A 16677-nucleotide genomic window follows, 5' to 3' on the forward strand; every position below is an offset into this window, starting at 1 on the left:
AAAGACTACAAAATGAGCGCTAAGTTCACTGAATATAAAGGATTAGACCTTCCTAACATCGCTAGCGAGGTACTTGCCTACTGGAAAGAAAATGACGTTTTTGAGAAGTCGGTTACTTCTCGAGAAGGAGCAAAACCGTATGTGTTTTTTGAAGGACCACCTTCGGCAAACGGACTACCGGGTGTACACCACGTACTAGCACGTGCGATTAAAGATATTTTTCCTCGTTATAAAACGATGAAAGGCTTTCAGGTAAAGCGTAAAGCTGGATGGGATACACACGGACTTCCTGTAGAACTTGGTGTTGAAAAAGAACTTGGTATTACCAAAGAAGATATTGGCACAAAAATCACTGTAGAAGAGTATAACGAAGCTTGTAAAAAAGCCGTGATGCGCTACACAGATATCTGGAACGACCTTACAGAAAAAATGGGCTACTGGGTAGATATGGAAGATCCATACATCACCTACAAGGCCAAATATATGGAAACCGTTTGGTGGCTACTTAAGCAAATCTATAACAAAGATTTACTGTACAAAGGGTACACCATCCAGCCGTATTCTCCTAAGGCGGGAACGGGATTAAGCTCTCACGAACTTAACCAGCCTGGCTGTTACCGCGATGTGACAGATACTACGGTGGTTGCACAATTTAAAATTACAGATCAAGGTGAAAATCCACTTGCAAAAGAACTTGCAGACGGGAACACCTACTTTATCGCCTGGACGACGACTCCTTGGACACTACCTTCAAACACGGCACTTACCGTAGGGAAAAAGATAGATTATGTTCTCGTTGAGACATTTAACCAGTACACATTTGAGCCAGTAAAAGTTATCCTTGCTAAGAATTTAATCTCTAAGCAGTTTGACAAGAAATTTGTTTCCGCTTCCGCGAAAGAAGAACTAGACGCATACAATGCTGGAGATAAAAAAATACCATACTTCGTAGCTAAAGAATTTAAAGGAGCAGACCTTCTTGAACTTCGCTACGAGCAACTTTTTGACTTTGTACAGCCTAATGATAATCCTCAAGATGCTTTCCGAGTAATTGCGGGAGACTTTGTAACTACAGAGGATGGTACGGGTATCGTACACACAGCACCTACTTTTGGTGCAGATGATGCTTTGGTTGCAAAACTAGCTTCACCAGAAATTCCGCCACTTCTTATTAAAAATGAAGATGGTAACCTTGTGCCGCTTGTGGATCTTCAGGGGAAATTTCGCCCTGAGCTCAAAGAGTTTGGAAACAAGTACATTAAGAATGAATATTATGCAGATGGTGAGGCTCCAGAACGTTCTATGGACGTGGAACTTGCGATACGCTTAAAAGAAGAAAATAAAGCCTTTAAGGTAGAGAAGTACGTGCACAGTTACCCACATTGCTGGCGTACAGATAAGCCGGTACTTTACTACCCGCTAGATTCTTGGTTTATAAAAGTGACCGATTTTAAAGATCGTATGCACGAGCTTAACCTTGGTATTAACTGGAAACCTAAGTCTACAGGTGAAGGACGCTTTGGAAACTGGCTTGCAAATGCAAACGACTGGAATTTATCACGTAGCCGTTTCTGGGGAATACCGCTTCCTATATGGCGTACCGAAGATGGAAAAGAAGAAATACTCATAGGCTCTATAGCCGAACTTAAAGCCGAAATCCAAAAAGCACTTGACAAAGGTGTGATGGATGCAGATCCTTTTGAAGGGTTTAAAGTAGGCGATATGAGTGAGGAGAATTATGAGCTTGTAGATCTCCATAAAAACATTGTAGATAAAATTACGCTAGTCTCAGATAGTGGGCAGCCTATGACACGTGAAGCAGACCTTATAGATGTATGGTTTGACTCTGGATCTATGCCGTATGCACAATGGCACTACCCTTTTGAAAATAAAGAACTTGTAGACGACACTTGGCGCAAGGCAGATTTTATAGCCGAAGGTGTAGACCAAACTCGTGGATGGTTTTATACATTGCACGCTATTGCAACGATGATCTTTGATGATGTTGCTTATAAAAATGTAGTTTCTAACGGACTTGTACTTGACAAGAATGGGCAAAAGATGTCTAAGCGTCTTGGTAATGCGACAGATCCTTTTGAGACCTTAGAAAAATACGGGCCAGATGCAACGCGCTGGTATATGATTTCTAACGCAAACCCTTGGGATAACCTTAAGTTTGACTTAGAAGGAATAGAAGAAGTTAAGCGTAAGTTCTTCGGGACGCTTTACAACACATATAACTTCTTTGCGCTGTATGCAAATCTTGATAATTTCTCTTTCGCGGAAGCAGAAATAGAACTTTCTCAACGACCTGAAATAGACAGATGGATACTATCAGAACTTCATAGTCTTATCGCAACTGTAGATAAGTTTTATGAAGAATATGAGCCTACCAAAGCAACTAGAGCCATTGACACCTTTGTACAAGAAAATCTGTCTAACTGGTTTGTAAGATTAAGTAGAAGACGTTTCTGGAAAGGTGAATATGCCACAGATAAAATCTCTGCATATCAGACATTATATACGTGTCTTGAGACCGTAGCAAAGCTTAGTGCTCCTGTTGCACCATTCTTTATGGAAAAACTCTATAAAGACCTTAATGCTGCTACTGGAAAAGAAGATTTTGAAAGCATACACCTTGCAGAATTCCCCGTGAGTGATGCAACTTATATAGATGCTGCTCTTGAGCATAAAATGCAAAAAGCACAAATAGTAAGCTCACTAACACTCTCATTAAGAGCAAAAGAGAAGATCAAAGTACGCCAACCTTTACAGCGTATTATGATCCCTGTGCTTAATGAAAATGATAAAAATGAGATACTTGCCGTAGCAGATTTGATTAAATCTGAGGTAAATGTTAAGGAGATTGAGCTTATTTCTGACGATTCTGGGATCTTAGTGAAGCAAATTAAGCCTAACTTTAAGGTATTGGGACCTCGTTTTGGGAAGGATATGAAGCTCATTGCTAGCAAGATAAACTCACTACAAGCTGAGGATATTGCAAAAATTGAGCAAGATGGAGAATTAACCGTCGAAATTAATGGAGAAAATACTATTTTGCAGGCTGGTGACGTTGAGATAACATCGCAAGACATTGAAGGGTGGCTAGTTGCAAGTAATGCTGGAGTAACGGTAGCTCTAGATGTTACGATTAGTGAAGAGCTCAAAAAAGAAGGTGTGGCACGAGAATTGGTTAACCGTATACAGAACCTACGTAAGGACTCTGGATTTGAAGTGACAGATCGTATCCATATACAGCTACAAGAAGAGCCGTCAATTGCTCAGACAGTACTGACTAACGCAGACTATATTAAAGCAGAAACACTAGCAGATTCTCTAGAACTAGTACCTACATTAAGTGATGGACTGGAGATTGCTTTTGACGACATAACAACATTTTTATCCATTTCAAAACACTAGTAATGGCAGACGATATACAAGAAAGGTTTAATGATGCGCAGCTTGAGGAATTCAAGCAGCTCATTCTTAAAAAGATAGATAAAGCGCAACACGATCTTGAGCTTATCAAAAGTGCTTATCTCAATGATGGAGATAATGGTACAGACGACACCTCTCCACAATTTAAATCTTTTGAGGAAGGTAGTGCGACGATGAGTAAGGAGGCAAACAGTGCTCTTGCCATACGTCAAGAAAAATTTATACGTGATCTTAAAAATGCACTTACACGCATACAGAACAAGACTTACGGGATTTGTCGTGTGACTGGTAAACTTATTAATCCAGAGCGATTAAAGTTAGTACCGCACGCTACATTGAGTATTGAGGCTAAGAATATGCAGGCTTAAATGCTTTCTTAGATTAAAATCACAAAGTACTCCATTCTCAAAAGGATGTTATAAAAAAGCGCTCTCTGAGCGCTTTTAATTTTTACAAAGTTTTTATAATGAGAATATCTCTCGCTTTATTACTTACCTTATTTACTACTGCTATGGTTGCCCAAAAACGACTGTCGCAAACCTATGATGCTGCGAGTATAAAAGAATTATATATTAACAGTAATGAGATTTTTGAGATTACAATTACCGCTGCAGATACTGATCAAATTACAGTTCATACCATTATAGACGGAGAAATATTTGCTTCTACCTTGTTAAACACTGCTATCGCCAAAAACGTGCTTAAAATTACAACGGGCAAGACACCAGATTACGAGCCTTTTAATGATAAACTCTCTGCGCATAAAGTGATGGCTATTGAGCTTGAAATAACTGTTCCTGTGGGACTAGACGTATCTGTGTATAGTACACTTGCAGGCGTAGATACGCATGGAGCCTTCGGGCAAGTACACATGGATTTGGGAAGAGGACACTTTAAGGGAGAAGGATTCCGCTTTCGCGAAAGCGCAACTATAAACACCATCTCTGGAAGTATCTATCTTGATACTGATAAAGCAAAGGTCACTGCACAATCTCGTAACGGAACTATCGTTATATCGCCAGAAATCACACTAGGATCACCTATTACACTGGAAAGTATACATGGTGACATCACGATAGTAAAATCGTTGTGAATAACCTATTTTTGTCCCTTGTCAAAAAATAATTATGTCTCTTAAGAAAGTTGCCCTTATTGTTTTCCTGATTTTATTAGTAGATCAGGTATTGAAGGTTTATATAAAAACTAACTTTTACTTGCGTGAGAGTATACAGGTTTTTGGTTTAGACTGGTTTCAAATCTTTTTTGTTGAAAATCAAGGAGCTGCATGGGGAGTTGAGTTGCCTGGCAAATATGGTAAGATTACCCTATCACTTTTTAGACTTATTATAGCGCCTGTAATAGGGTACTACTTATACAAATCTGCAGTAAATAACGCACCTAAGCTTCTTGTGATTGCACTATCACTCGTCTTTGCTGGAGCAGTAGGTAATATTATAGATTCGCTTATCTATGGATCTATTTTTAGCGAGAGTACCACGAGTCAGATTGCAACTTTTATGCCTGATGGTGGTGGGTATGCAGACCCTCTCTTTGGAAAAGTAGTAGATATGCTCTATTTCCCGTTTATTCAAGATGCAATGTGGCCAGAATGGGTTCCATTTTTAGGTGGTAAAACATTTACTTTCTTTAATGCTATCTTCAACATAGCAGATATGGCAATAAGCACTGGAGTAGGAATACTGCTTGTATTTAATAAAAGAGTATTTCCTCAGGACGAGAAAGATAATAAGATTGAAGCTTAAGCCACTTCCTTTTTAAAGACCGCTGCTAGGTCGTCAAGGCCAATAGGTTTTACTAAGAAGTCTTTTACTAGATTAAATTCTTGAGATCGCTTTATATCAACCGGATTTATAGAGGAACTTACAATATATAGCGTGCTATTTTTAAGTGCTGGAAAGTTGTACTTGCTGAGCTCTTCTAGAAACTTCCAACCATCCATTACCGGCATGTTGAGATCCAGCAGGATTATTTGCGGGATAGCTTGTTCCTCCTTATGTAAGAATGTTTTGACGAAGTAATCAAGAGCTTGTTCGCCATTTTTAAAAACGATAAGATTTTTTGCAAGTTTACGTATGTCTATCACCTTTGTGATTAAACTAACGTACATCTCATCGTCGTCAATTATACATGCTATTTCTATCGGATATTCTGCCATTGTTAATGGTGTGTGCTGGTTTATTATAACGTTACTATAAATTTTGATCCCTTACCTACTTTACTTTCTACGTTGATTTCTCCACCCATTGCCTCTACTTCATTACGAGTGAGAAACAAGCCTAGACCCAAGGCATCATCATTACCGTGAAAAGTTTTATAGATTTTAAAAAGCTCTTCTCCATGCTTCTCTAAGTCTATTCCTAATCCGTTGTCTTTTACAAGAAGGTGTACTTTTCCATTCTCCTCATAGGTATATAAAGAGATTTCTGGATCACGCTCTGGATGCTTATATCGTATTGCGTTTGTAATTAAGTTTTGCAAAATACTTTCTAGATACGCTTCGATGTATGGGATCTCCTCTACTTCTGAGAAATCTGTGTACATCATAACCTTGTTTTCTCTAATTGTTTGCGATAACCCAGCAACGACACGGTTATATGCATCTTGAATTACCACCGTATCTCGTGATGTACTTGCAACATTATGCACACTTACTATCTTATTGAGATGTCTTAAGGTTACATCTAGACTCTTTCCAATTTTAGTAAAATTATCAAGTAGCTCATTTTGGTCTGTACTTAAGCTTGAGCTATCAAATAGCGCTGCAGACATTTGTAAATTTCCAACTTGAGACCTTAAATTATGAGAAATAATATGGGCAAAGTCGTACAACCTCGAGTTGTGACCTTGTATTAATCTAAAAGACTGTTCTAACTGTTCTTCACGGATCTTCTCCTCATGAATATTTTGAAAAACTCCTCGTATACCTATAATCTCCCGTTCATTATCCCTAAGAGGGCGTCCGATCGCTTTTGCCCAAAATATTTCTCCATCATAGGTTCTCATCTTTATATGAGTAGAAAAAGGTTTGCCTTGTGCACAATCAAAAAAGAGTGCTGTGGCTTTGTCCATATGCTCCTCTGCATAAAAATTGAAACCAGTATTTAGCGTAGGCTTGAAGTCTTTAGGTACATTGAGTATCCTTCTTGCTTGTTCATCAAAGAAGCTCTTTTTATTCTCAAAATCGACACTCCAGCCTCCTGCTCCTGTAAGCTCGGAGATTTGTTTGTAGTAGAAATTATCCATCGAGAAATAATCATAACTGCTTGTAGCATTTTTTTCTACGGCACCGTTACTTTTCTTCTTTAAAGATAATCTAGATAAATTCATCACTATGAGTTATATAGTGTTGAATATACCATAATATTCATAATTTTTTAAAAACTAAATATTTTTTTCGGTGAAATACAGTGATTTATGCCGACATCTTGTGAGTTTTTATCGATTAAGTGCTCTTCCGGCTCAAAATAGCTAAGACCTATTTTTATAACATCTGGTTTGCATTGAGCGAGAAAACGGTCATAAAAACCCTTACCATACCCTATACGATTGCCCTGCTTATCATAAGCAAGAAGTGGGATAAATACAACATCAAATTTAGATGCAGGTATCTCAATCCCGTCTTCGGGTTCTGGTATCCCATACTCGTTAACTACTATTTTAGTACTGTCTGTGAGCAAATAGTGAGACAAGGTATTTTCCTCAAAATTTGACTTTGAGATTATAATATTCTTGTCTTTTCCTCCTAGAATGGAGAGTAAGTACTGAGTGTCTATTTCGCGTAAGCGGTCTATTGGTAGGAAAATATGATAGTAATTATGGTTCCAGATATCCATAGAGAGCGCTTGATTTGCGATTTCTAAGCTCTTCTCATCGCGCTCATCTTGTGTGAGCGCCGCTCTTAAGTCTTTATATTTTTTTCTAAGCTCCTGTTTGGTCATCGTTAGGCGTGCGGTCTATAGATATATTAAAAATTGCATCTCCTTGATAGACTAGTGATGCCTCGTTTACATTAATCACATAGCCATCGTTTTTTGCCTTTACTACATGACGAAACTTACCGTAAGGATCTGTGATAGTAGCTATATGCTTCCCTACAGACACGTGCTCACCGCAACTCACCTTAGTGTGTAATAGTCCAGAAAATTGTGCTCTATGCCATTTTCTAGTATCTATAGTTATAGATTTTTCTAGAGCCTCCGGCACTTCAAAATTAGCACCCAGCATTTCTAAGTACTTTAATATTCTCATGGTTCCTAAAACACCTAATCGTGCGATTTCTTTGTCGCTTACTTTAGACTTCCCGCCTTCAAAAAGTATAACTGGTTTTCCCATTCTTGCACAGGTGGCTCTGTATGATTTTGGTATCATTTTAGAATGAAGTGTAAAAGGTGCATCAAAAATAGCTGCATACTTTAATGATAACTCATCTGAGGGTTCTATACGCACTTGAGCAACATTAAATCTAGATGCTCCACCAGTGTGAAAATCTAAACAAATGTCTGCTACTGGCAATATCTTTTTTACAAACTGATATGCAAATCTGCTCGCTAGTGATCCTCTGGGATTTCCTGGAAATACTCGGTTAAGATCTCTTCCATCTGGAAAAGTGCGTTTCATATCTAAAAACCCAAAGATATTTACCACCGGCACACAGATGATGGTTCCTTTCTTAGGTTTATTTATTTTTCTTGCAATAAGCTGCCGTACGATTTCTACTCCATTAATTTCATCTCCATGAATTCCCGAAGTAATTAAAATTACTGGTCCAGGTTTTTTTGCTCGCTCTATGATGATAGGAACCTCTACAGAATTTGCCGTGTAAAGCTTTGCAATATTAAAGTTTATGGTAGTACTCTCACCAGGCAATACTTGTTTACCTAGTAATGTGAGGATATTGTTTTCGTCTATTTCTGGCACAACTTCTTATATATTACGTTCAATATAGCGAATGATAGTTTTGGCAATATCTTTTCCAGTAGCCTTTTCAATCCCCTCTAATCCTGGTGATGAGTTTACTTCTAGTATAAGTGGGCCGCGCTCACTTTGTAACATATCTACACCTGCTACACCCAGACCCATTGCTTTTGCCGCTTTTATAGCCGCGTTTTCCTCTTCGTCTGTAAGTGTTATAATCTCTGCGGTACCGCCTCTATGTAAGTTAGAACGGAACTCTCCTTCTTTACCTTGACGCTTCATAGCTCCTACAATTTGACCATCTACTACAAAGGCTCTAATGTCTGCCCCCTTGGCTTCTTTGATATATTCTTGTACAATTACACGAGCTTCTAGTCCATTAAAAGCCTCAATGACAGACTCGGCTGCATTTTTAGTTTCGGCTAGTACTACTCCAAGACCCTGCGTACCTTCAAGGAGTTTTATAATAAGTGGCGCGCCACCCACATGAGCAATCATCTCCTCCACATCTCGAGAGTAATTTGTAAATATAGTCTTAGGCAGGCCTAGTTTTGACCTAGATAAAATCTGTAGACTACGCAGTTTGTCTCTACTTCTCACAAGTGCTTGAGAGGTAGTTGTAGTAAAAGCATCCATCATCTCAAACTGTCTTACTACAGCTGTACCATAAAAAGTAATAGAAGCGCCTATACGCGGTATAATCGCATCTGCTGTTTCCAGCGTACGGCCTTTATAAAAAACAGTAGGCTTTTTCTTTTCTATGATAAGATCACATTTAAGAGGATCAATCACCTCAACGCTATGCCCTCGCTTTAAACCTACTTCTACAAGTCTGGCTGTGCTGTATAACTGTGGATTACGAGATAATATCTTTAGATTCATTGTTTTTTAGATTGTAGGATACGTTTGTAAACTCAGTATCCACGATGAATTTTTTTGTTAGAAACTTCCTTCCTATCAGAACAGGAAATCTCATGTCTTCTCTTGATGAGAGGGTTAATGATATCTTATATGTTTTATTAAAGATAGTAATACTACTTTGAACTTGATATCTGTATTGCGTTTCTCCATTACTACTACGCACAACAGCAATATCATAATCCTCAAAAATCATTTCCTGACCGTTATAGAGTGGGTGCTGTTTATCAAAAAATGTGCAGACTAGTATATTGTCCTTTTCAACGATACTGTGACAATGTATTGAAGAGGTATAAGCACCCGTATCGATTTTAATGTCGATATCATAAAATCCTAAAGCAGGAAAATCTGCTTTGTCGGTGCGGCCTATAGTGCGTTTGGGCATAGGATAGCAAGGTATAAAATATGTACTTCCATTATTAAGATTTTAACGCGATTTTTTATGCTTTCGCGAAAGCGTAATAGGCCTCATATATTATCTTTGAGTATGCCTGCTGCTCCAATAGAACTTCAACTCAAAACACTTCCTACAAGTCCGGGAATATATCAATACTACGATAAAAACGGAAAGTTGCTTTATGTAGGAAAGGCAAAGAACTTAAAAAAACGAGTACTTTCCTATTTTAATAAAACGCTAGATAACGGCCGTATAAGGACGATGGTCAAAAAGATTTACGAGATTAAGCATATCGTGGTCGAGACCGAGACAGACGCGCTTCTTCTTGAAAATAGCCTTATAAAAGAATACCAGCCACGCTACAACGTATTACTTAAGGATGATAAAAGTTACCCGTGGATTTGTATAAAAAATGAACGCTTTCCTAGGATTTTCCCTACCCGAAGACTCATTAAAGATGGTAGTGAGTACTACGGTCCATACACGAGTATGAAAACCGTGCGCACGCTACTAGACTTAATAAAAAGTTTATACAAGCTGCGCACCTGCAATTATGATCTCTCTAAAGATAAGATAGATGCAGGGAAGTATAAAGTATGCCTTGAATATCATCTAGGTAATTGCGAAGGCCCATGTGAAGACAAACAATCAGAAAAAGAATACCACGAGCACATAGAACACATACGGCAGATTGTAAAAGGAGACTTTAAAGACTCTCTAGCTCGCTTTCGCGAAAAAATGAAGGAGCATGCCGCTGCCATGGAGTTTGAAGAGGCACAACTCATTAAAGAAAAACTTGACATACTCGAGGGATATCAATCTAAAAGTACCGTAGTAAACCCTAAGATAAGCGATGTAGATGTGTTCTCTATAATAAGTGACGAGGGATATGGATATGTAAACTTCTTACAGATATCGCACGGAGCTATTATTAAATCACACACACTAGAGCTCAAAAAACAACTGGACGAAACAGATAAAGAATTACTAGAGCTTGGTATTATTGAGATCCAGCAACGTTTTGACCATAACTCAAAGGAGATTTACGTTCCCTTTGATGTGGAACTAGGTAATCAATATAAAATCACGGTGCCTAAACTAGGTGACAAAAAGCGCATACTAGAACTCTCTGAACGTAATGCTAAGTATTACAGGATGGAGCGTTTTAAACAAACTAAAATTGTAGATCCAGATCGCCACACTAACCGTATAATGGCACAAATGAAGGTAGATTTACGACTAAGTGAGGAGCCTAGACATATAGAATGTTTTGACAATTCAAACATTCAAGGCTCAAATCCCGTAGCAGCTTGTGTTGTTTTTAAAAATGGTAAGGCTAGCAAAAGTGATTATCGTAAATTTAATATCAAGACAGTAGAAGGTCCAGATGATTTTGCGAGTATGGAAGAGGTTGTTTACAGACGCTATAAGCGACTCCTAGCCGAAGACCAGCCACTGCCACAACTTATAATTGTAGATGGAGGTAAAGGACAATTATCTAGTGGTGTAAAAGCACTAGATGATCTAGGCTTACGTGGTAAAATAGCAATCATAGGGATTGCAAAACGTCTAGAAGAATTATTTTATCCCGGTGATAGTATTCCATTATATCTCGACAAAAAGAGCGAGACTCTCAAAATCATACAGCAGTTACGTAACGAGGCGCACCGCTTTGGTATTACCTTTCACCGTAATCAACGTAGTAATGCCGCTCTAGGAACAGAACTTGACGCTATACGTGGTATAGGTGAAAAAACAATTGTAGATTTATTAAAGCATTACCGCTCAGTTTCAAAAGTTAAAGTAGCAAGTAAAAAAAGTCTCACAGAGATAATAGGCCCCTCAAAAGCAGCTATCATATATAATCATTACCACGTAAAAGAATGAAATACCTCCTACTAATTACAACTTTCATGTTAAGCCTCTCTGCGTTTGCGCAAGAAGCACAACAGGAGGATATAAAAGTAGGTCTGGTTTTAAGTGGTGGAGGTGCAAAAGGTTTTGCACACATAGGTGCACTCAAAGTTATTGAGGAAGCTGGTGTACGCATAGATTATATAGCTGGTACAAGCATGGGAGCCATTGTGGGAGGGTTATATGCCTCTGGATACACCGCAACAGAGCTGGATTCTATTTTTACCTCTGTAAATTTTGACAACATTATTCAAGATAATTTACCTCGTAAGGCAAAGACCTCTTATGAGCGTGAAGACGCAGAGCGTTATGTGATTTCATTACCGTTTGACCACCTTAAATTATCACTACCTAGCTCTTTAAGTAAAGGGCAAAACACCTATAACCTACTCGCCAAAAATCTCGATCATATTTCGAATATTAGTGATTTTAGTAAGCTACCCATTCCTTTTTTCTGCATTGCAACAGATGTAGAAAAGGGAGAGCAGGTTATTCTAGACAAAGGATATTTACCAGAAGCCCTAGGAGCTAGTGGTGCGCTACCATCACTTTTTAGTCCCGTGCTCATAAACGGAAAGCTTCTTATAGACGGAGGTGTTACAAACAACTACCCTGTAGAAGAATTACGCGCAAAAGGGATGGATATCATTATTGGTGTAGATGTACAAGATACACTACGTGGTAGATCTAACCTTAAAACAGCATCTGAGGTACTACTGCAGATCAACAATTATCGCACAGCCAAAGCGATGGAGGAAAAACGTAAACAGACAGACATTTACATTAGACCTTCTATTGATGCCTATTCTGTTGTTTCTTTTAATGAAGGTAAAATCATTATGGGAACAGGAAATACCAAAGCAAGGGAACAGTATGATGTTCTTAAGAAAGTTGCGATGAGGCAAAAACCGCTTTCGCGAAAGCGTATAAAACCCACACCACAAGATTCATTACAAATTGCCGCTGTGAGTATTACGGGTAATGAGCAATATACTAGAGCTTACATTCTAGGAAAATTAAAGCTCACTCCTCCAGTTACAGTATCTTATGAAGATTTTTACAATGGTATTAACAACCTCACAGCAACCGAAAACTTTAATAGAATAGGGCATAGACTCCAGAAAGTAAATGATGAATTTGCACTTCACGTTGAGCTAAAAGAATCAAGCAGCACACAGTCACTACGCCTTGCCCTTCATTATGACGACCTTTTCCGTACGGCAGCTCTCATTAATTTTACAAAAAAAAGAGTGCTTTTTAAAAATGATATTGCCTCTCTAGATTTTATTGTAGGAGATAATATAAGATATGACTTTGATTATTATATAGACAAAGGTTTTTACTGGAGTGTAGGTGTAAACTCTTCTTACACCTCTTTTGAGCAAGGTGTGAGCGCTCGTCTTATTGAGGATTTACGTGATATACCTCTTGATGGAATTAATAGAGTAAGTCTTAAATATCAAGATTTAACTAATAGAATTTACATACAGACATTACTAGCAAAGCAATTTACATTTGACATAGGTATACAGCACAAGTTTTTGGATATCGAAACAGAAACTGTCGTGTCTACTAATGAGGAAGAAACAGCGGTTATTTTTGAAAGAAGCAACCTTGGGGGATTGTACTCTCAATTAAAATATGACTCTTTAGATAATAAATACTTCCCTAACTCAGGAGTTCTTTTTGACGCAGATTTTGATTTATTTCTAGCCTCATCAGATTACAATAATGATTTTACAGAATTTGGGGTTGCAAATGCACGCATAAAGTATGCTGGAAGCATAGGTAATATATTTACAGCTACCGTTGAGGCCTCAGGTGGGTTTAAAGTAGGTGGGGCAGATAATAATTCTCTCGACTTTTTCTTAGGAGGTTATGGTGCAAAAAAGGTAAATAACCTTGTTCCTTTCTTAGGGCATGACTACTTAAGTATAGCTGGAGATGGTTATGTAAAAGCGCTTTTTGAGATTGACTTTGAAATTTTTCCAAAAAATCACCTTAACCTCTCGGCAAATTTTGCAAACGTAGGCTATGACATTTTTGACAATCCAGATAACTGGTTACCACCTGCTACATTTTCTGGTTATGCGCTTGGTTATGGCTCTGAAACGTTGCTTGGCCCTTTACGACTTAAATACACCTACAGTCCAGAAGTTAAACGTAGTGAGTGGTTTATAAGTCTTGGTTACGAGTTTTAAATTATTCTCAGACAATAATTGGATAGTGCGCACGTTGTTGCATTTTTATTGTTTTTTTAACTATTTCATTCTAATATTTGGCACATATCGTGGTTCCTACTGATAAATGTTTAATCTAAAAATCATTCATCATGAAAATCAACACCATCATCCTCGCCGTAACTTGTGTAGCTGTCTCTTTGAGCTGTGACACTTCAAATAAAAATAAAAGTGACTTATCTACTCAAGAAACACTTGCAATTGCAACTCCAACTCACTTTTATGTGAATACGTCTTCTGGTTTATCATTAAGATCTGGAACAAATCTAACTTCAAAAAAAATTCTCACGCTTCCATATGGTGCACAAGTCACTCTTGTAAGTAAGCCAGAACACACAGTAATGACCGTAGATGGGATTACAGGTGAGATGGTTGAAATCAATTATCAAGGTGCAACAGGTTTTGCTTTTAATGGCTATTTAACATCGCTTGCTCCACCACAGTCCAATGAAGACCTACAAGCATACATAAACCGCATAAGCACCCCAGAACGCCCTATTAAAGTAGTAAAGAAAGCCAATAAAAAGGGTAAAGACTATGGAATGACTACAACACTAGAACTTCCTGCTAAAAACTGGAGTGAAGCATATCAAATTTCTCAGCGTCTTTTTAATCTTCCTAAAGGATTACATCCTGACCTTTCAAATACAAAAGAAACAATCACTATCACAAATGGTAATAAAAGAGCTCGTACACAAACAGATGAGCTTACTGTTAAGGTAACCCCAAAAGGTGAAGTAGAAAATATCACCTACTCTTACTCATTAAGAGATTATAAGCGCACTGTCGTGATCAAACAGTCTGATAATGCTTACGTTGTTACAGAAGAGGAAATATCCTCGTAAATCTCATTAAATATTAAAAAAGGGGAGCCAATGGCTCCCCTTTTTTAATATTTAGTACAGAAATTATACCTCAGAGACACGGAGTGTGTTTACCATTCCTTTTTCAAGAAGTGGCATGGCAACTAAGTTGATAAGCATATCACCTTTAGCTACTAGCTCAGTATTTAAAGCCAGTTGTCTTATATCTTCTACCGTCTCATCTGTGCTTACAAATTTGTCATAAAACAATGCTTTTACACCCCACAATAGATTAAGCTGTGTGAGTATACGCTTGTTTGATGTAAATACGAGAATATGGGATGATGGTCTCCAGGCAGAGATTTGGAATGCTGTATAACCACTATTTGTTAGAGTAGTAATTGCTTTTGCATCTATCTCATCTGCCATGTGGGCTGCGTGATAACATATCGCTTTAGTGATATATCGCTTAGTCTTAATATGTGGTGGAGCTTGCGGTACCTTTATAAGATCTGAGTCTTCTACATTGCGACATATAGAAGCCATTTTCTCAATTACCTGCACTGGGTATTGCCCCACAGAAGTTTCTCCAGAAAGCATCACTGCATCTGCTCCATCCATAACAGAATTTGCGACATCATTTACCTCAGCACGAGTAGGTGTAAGGCTTGATATCATAGTCTCCATCATTTGTGTAGCAATGATTACTGGTATTCTTGCTCTTTTGGCGCGTAGTACTAATTGCTTTTGAACTAGTGGTACCTCATGTGCAGGAATTTCTACACCTAGATCTCCACGCGCCACCATTAAAGCGTCACAATAAGCTACAATCTTATCTATATTTTCTACAGCTTCTGGCTTCTCAATTTTTGCAATAATTGGTACTTTATGATCAGAATGCTTTTTAATTAACTCTTGTAATTGTTGCAAGTCTTCTGCATGTCTTACAAATGAAAGTGCCATCCAGTCTACCTTAAGCCCCAGTGCAAAAATGGCGTCTTTTACATCTTTTTTAGTAAGTGCAGGTAGTGAAATATCTGTATTAGGTAAGTTTACTCCTTTTTTAGAACGTAATGGTCCTCCTTGAATAACTTTTGCTTCTACCTCAGTTTTACCATCTGTCTTGAGAACCTCAAACATAAGTTTTCCATCATCAAGTAATATGCGCTCACCAGGCTTAACATCTTTAGGAAACTGCTTATAGTTCATATAAACACGCTCCTTTGTTCCTTCAAATTCACTTTCTGTAGAAAAGGTTATAATATCTCCAGGATTTACGATTACCTCTTCTTTCATTTTACCTACTCTAAGCTTTGGGCCCTGTAAATCTGCTAGTATAGACGTGTTGTACCCCGTCTCTTCGCTCAATTCACGTATCATGGCTACACGCTCCTTAACATCTTCATAGTCTGCATGTGAAAAGTTAATGCGGAATACATCTACTCCTGCATTCATCATGTCTAGCAATACTTGTCGCTTACTAGTTGCTGGCCCTAGGGTTGCAACTATCTTGGTTTTTTTTCTTTTCTGCATTATTCAAAAATTAAGTGTTCTTTATTTTTTAACGAGCTTACGTCTACTTCATAAGCGGTTACTATATGTGATATTTGATTGAGGATTTTAAGTGCTTTAGCTTTCGCGAAAGCGTTACCATCCTCAACAACTTTTATAAAATAATCTACTTGGGGCATCTCAGGAATAAAGTAGGTAGTCTTGAGTGTCTTTTCTGATTCAAAAAGACCTGCAACAGCTTTTGCTTCTACCTCTATCTTTGTTTTATTTGATAATACATAGTAATCTACGTACTGACGTTCGTCATTAAACTCAAAAAAAGGATAGCTTGCCTCTTCTTCTCGATTACCAATGATTAGATCTTCACGAGAACGAAATAGTCTTAGCCCAAGATTCTTATTGAGTAAATATGCCAAATAATATGGCTCCAATGAACCGTGAATAGCTATGAGCGTAAAGTCATAACCAATGGAGTCTTCCAAAAGAATTTTATACATTCCCATAACGTCTAAGCAAGTTA

The 16677-nt window shown here is 38.0% G+C and carries 15 protein-coding genes; 7 read left to right on the forward strand and 8 right to left on the reverse strand.

Features of this window, described 5'->3' with window-relative positions:
- Window positions 1-12 precede the first annotated feature (12 nt).
- From ileS to D017_RS05020, 4 genes are all read left to right on the forward strand, one after another.
- Entirely contained in the window at window positions 13-3420 is a 3408-nt protein-coding gene (gene ileS / locus D017_RS05005) for an isoleucine--tRNA ligase (RefSeq protein WP_035335027.1), read from the forward strand.
- Window positions 3421-3422: 2 nt separating this feature from the next.
- On the forward strand, window positions 3423-3806 hold the full coding sequence (locus D017_RS05010; protein WP_035335029.1) for a TraR/DksA C4-type zinc finger protein: 384 nt from the start codon (window positions 3423-3425) through the stop codon (window positions 3804-3806).
- 98 nt (window positions 3807-3904) lie between these two features.
- Window positions 3905-4531, forward strand: a complete 627-nt coding sequence (locus D017_RS05015) for a hypothetical protein (protein WP_035335031.1) — start codon at window positions 3905-3907, stop codon at window positions 4529-4531.
- A gap of 34 nt (window positions 4532-4565) precedes the next feature.
- Window positions 4566-5201 (forward strand): lipoprotein signal peptidase, encoded by a 636-nt coding sequence (locus D017_RS05020; RefSeq protein WP_035335033.1) that lies wholly within the window; start codon window positions 4566-4568, stop codon window positions 5199-5201.
- Here the strand turns inward: D017_RS05020 and D017_RS05025 are convergent.
- From D017_RS05025 to D017_RS05050, 6 genes are read right to left on the reverse strand one after another with little or no spacing between them, the layout of a single operon-like run.
- Window positions 5198-5614, reverse strand: a complete 417-nt coding sequence (locus D017_RS05025) for a response regulator (protein ID WP_035335035.1) — start codon at window positions 5612-5614, stop codon at window positions 5198-5200. The two genes, D017_RS05020 and D017_RS05025, sit on opposite strands and share 4 nt — an antisense overlap.
- A gap of 23 nt (window positions 5615-5637) precedes the next feature.
- The gene (locus tag D017_RS05030) at window positions 5638-6786 is read right to left on the reverse strand and encodes a PAS domain-containing sensor histidine kinase (protein ID WP_051583808.1); all 1149 of its coding nucleotides are present in this window, start codon (window positions 6784-6786) and stop codon (window positions 5638-5640) included.
- Window positions 6787-6833: 47 nt separating this feature from the next.
- Window positions 6834-7397, reverse strand: a complete 564-nt coding sequence (locus D017_RS05035; RefSeq protein WP_035335036.1) for a 5-formyltetrahydrofolate cyclo-ligase — start codon at window positions 7395-7397, stop codon at window positions 6834-6836.
- Complete coding sequence (locus tag D017_RS05040; protein ID WP_035335037.1) at window positions 7378-8376, reverse strand: succinylglutamate desuccinylase/aspartoacylase family protein; 999 nt, start codon at window positions 8374-8376, stop codon at window positions 7378-7380. The genes D017_RS05035 and D017_RS05040 overlap by 20 nt, the downstream gene beginning before the upstream one ends.
- Window positions 8377-8382: 6 nt before the next feature.
- Complete coding sequence (gene rimK, locus D017_RS05045) at window positions 8383-9255, reverse strand: 30S ribosomal protein S6--L-glutamate ligase (protein ID WP_035335038.1); 873 nt, start codon at window positions 9253-9255, stop codon at window positions 8383-8385.
- On the reverse strand, window positions 9230-9676 hold the full coding sequence (locus tag D017_RS05050) for a RimK/LysX family protein (protein ID WP_035335039.1): 447 nt from the start codon (window positions 9674-9676) through the stop codon (window positions 9230-9232). Before D017_RS05050 ends, rimK begins: the two co-directional genes overlap by 26 nt.
- Before the next feature lie 102 nt (window positions 9677-9778).
- On the opposite strand from D017_RS05050, the gene uvrC reads away from it, so the two are divergent.
- The 3 genes from uvrC to D017_RS05065 all read left to right on the forward strand — a co-directional run bounded on the left by uvrC (window position 9779) and on the right by D017_RS05065 (window position 14687).
- Entirely contained in the window at window positions 9779-11575 is a 1797-nt protein-coding gene (gene uvrC / locus D017_RS05055) for an excinuclease ABC subunit UvrC (protein ID WP_035335040.1), read from the forward strand.
- Window positions 11572-13803, forward strand: coding sequence for a patatin-like phospholipase family protein (locus tag D017_RS05060; protein WP_035335041.1), 2232 nt, complete (start codon window positions 11572-11574; stop codon window positions 13801-13803). The genes uvrC and D017_RS05060 overlap by 4 nt, the downstream gene beginning before the upstream one ends.
- A 131-nt stretch (window positions 13804-13934) precedes the next feature.
- A complete protein-coding gene (locus D017_RS05065; RefSeq protein WP_035335042.1) occupies window positions 13935-14687 on the forward strand; it encodes an SH3 domain-containing protein in 753 nt (250 codons plus the stop codon).
- 63 nt (window positions 14688-14750) lie between these two features.
- Here D017_RS05065 and pyk read toward each other — a convergent pair whose 3' ends face one another.
- Together pyk and D017_RS05075 are read right to left on the reverse strand one after the other, a co-directional pair.
- Window positions 14751-16178 carry a pyruvate kinase gene (gene pyk / locus D017_RS05070; protein WP_035335043.1) on the reverse strand — a complete coding sequence of 476 codons (1428 nt, stop codon included), beginning with the start codon at window positions 16176-16178 and terminating at the stop codon, window positions 14751-14753.
- Window positions 16178-16639, reverse strand: a complete 462-nt coding sequence (locus D017_RS05075; protein WP_262485447.1) for an IPExxxVDY family protein — start codon at window positions 16637-16639, stop codon at window positions 16178-16180. Before D017_RS05075 ends, pyk begins: the two co-directional genes overlap by 1 nt.
- Between the last annotated feature and the right edge of the window lie 38 nt (window positions 16640-16677).

This window comes from Dokdonia sp. PRO95 (genome assembly GCF_000355805.1).
GTDB lineage: Bacteria > Bacteroidota > Bacteroidia > Flavobacteriales > Flavobacteriaceae > Dokdonia.

What these genes read in the sequence shown, in the direction of transcription:
- ileS (WP_035335027.1), top strand. Translation starts at nt 13, where the DNA reads ATGAGCGCTAAGTTCACTGAATATAAAGGATTAGACCTTCCTAACATC.
- D017_RS05010 (WP_035335029.1), top strand. Translation starts at nt 3,423, where the DNA reads ATGGCAGACGATATACAAGAAAGGTTTAATGATGCGCAGCTTGAGGAA.
- D017_RS05015 (WP_035335031.1), top strand. Translation starts at nt 3,905, where the DNA reads ATGAGAATATCTCTCGCTTTATTACTTACCTTATTTACTACTGCTATG.
- D017_RS05020 (WP_035335033.1), top strand. Translation starts at nt 4,566, where the DNA reads ATGTCTCTTAAGAAAGTTGCCCTTATTGTTTTCCTGATTTTATTAGTA.
- D017_RS05025 (WP_035335035.1), bottom strand. Translation starts at nt 5,614, where the DNA reads ATGGCAGAATATCCGATAGAAATAGCATGTATAATTGACGACGATGAG.
- D017_RS05030 (WP_051583808.1), bottom strand. Translation starts at nt 6,786, where the DNA reads ATGAATTTATCTAGATTATCTTTAAAGAAGAAAAGTAACGGTGCCGTA.
- D017_RS05035 (WP_035335036.1), bottom strand. Translation starts at nt 7,397, where the DNA reads ATGACCAAACAGGAGCTTAGAAAAAAATATAAAGACTTAAGAGCGGCG.
- rimK (WP_035335038.1), bottom strand. Translation starts at nt 9,255, where the DNA reads ATGAATCTAAAGATATTATCTCGTAATCCACAGTTATACAGCACAGCC.
- D017_RS05050 (WP_035335039.1), bottom strand. Translation starts at nt 9,676, where the DNA reads ATGCCCAAACGCACTATAGGCCGCACCGACAAAGCAGATTTTCCTGCT.
- uvrC (WP_035335040.1), top strand. Translation starts at nt 9,779, where the DNA reads ATGCCTGCTGCTCCAATAGAACTTCAACTCAAAACACTTCCTACAAGT.
- D017_RS05060 (WP_035335041.1), top strand. Translation starts at nt 11,572, where the DNA reads ATGAAATACCTCCTACTAATTACAACTTTCATGTTAAGCCTCTCTGCG.
- D017_RS05065 (WP_035335042.1), top strand. Translation starts at nt 13,935, where the DNA reads ATGAAAATCAACACCATCATCCTCGCCGTAACTTGTGTAGCTGTCTCT.
- pyk (WP_035335043.1), bottom strand. Translation starts at nt 16,178, where the DNA reads ATGCAGAAAAGAAAAAAAACCAAGATAGTTGCAACCCTAGGGCCAGCA.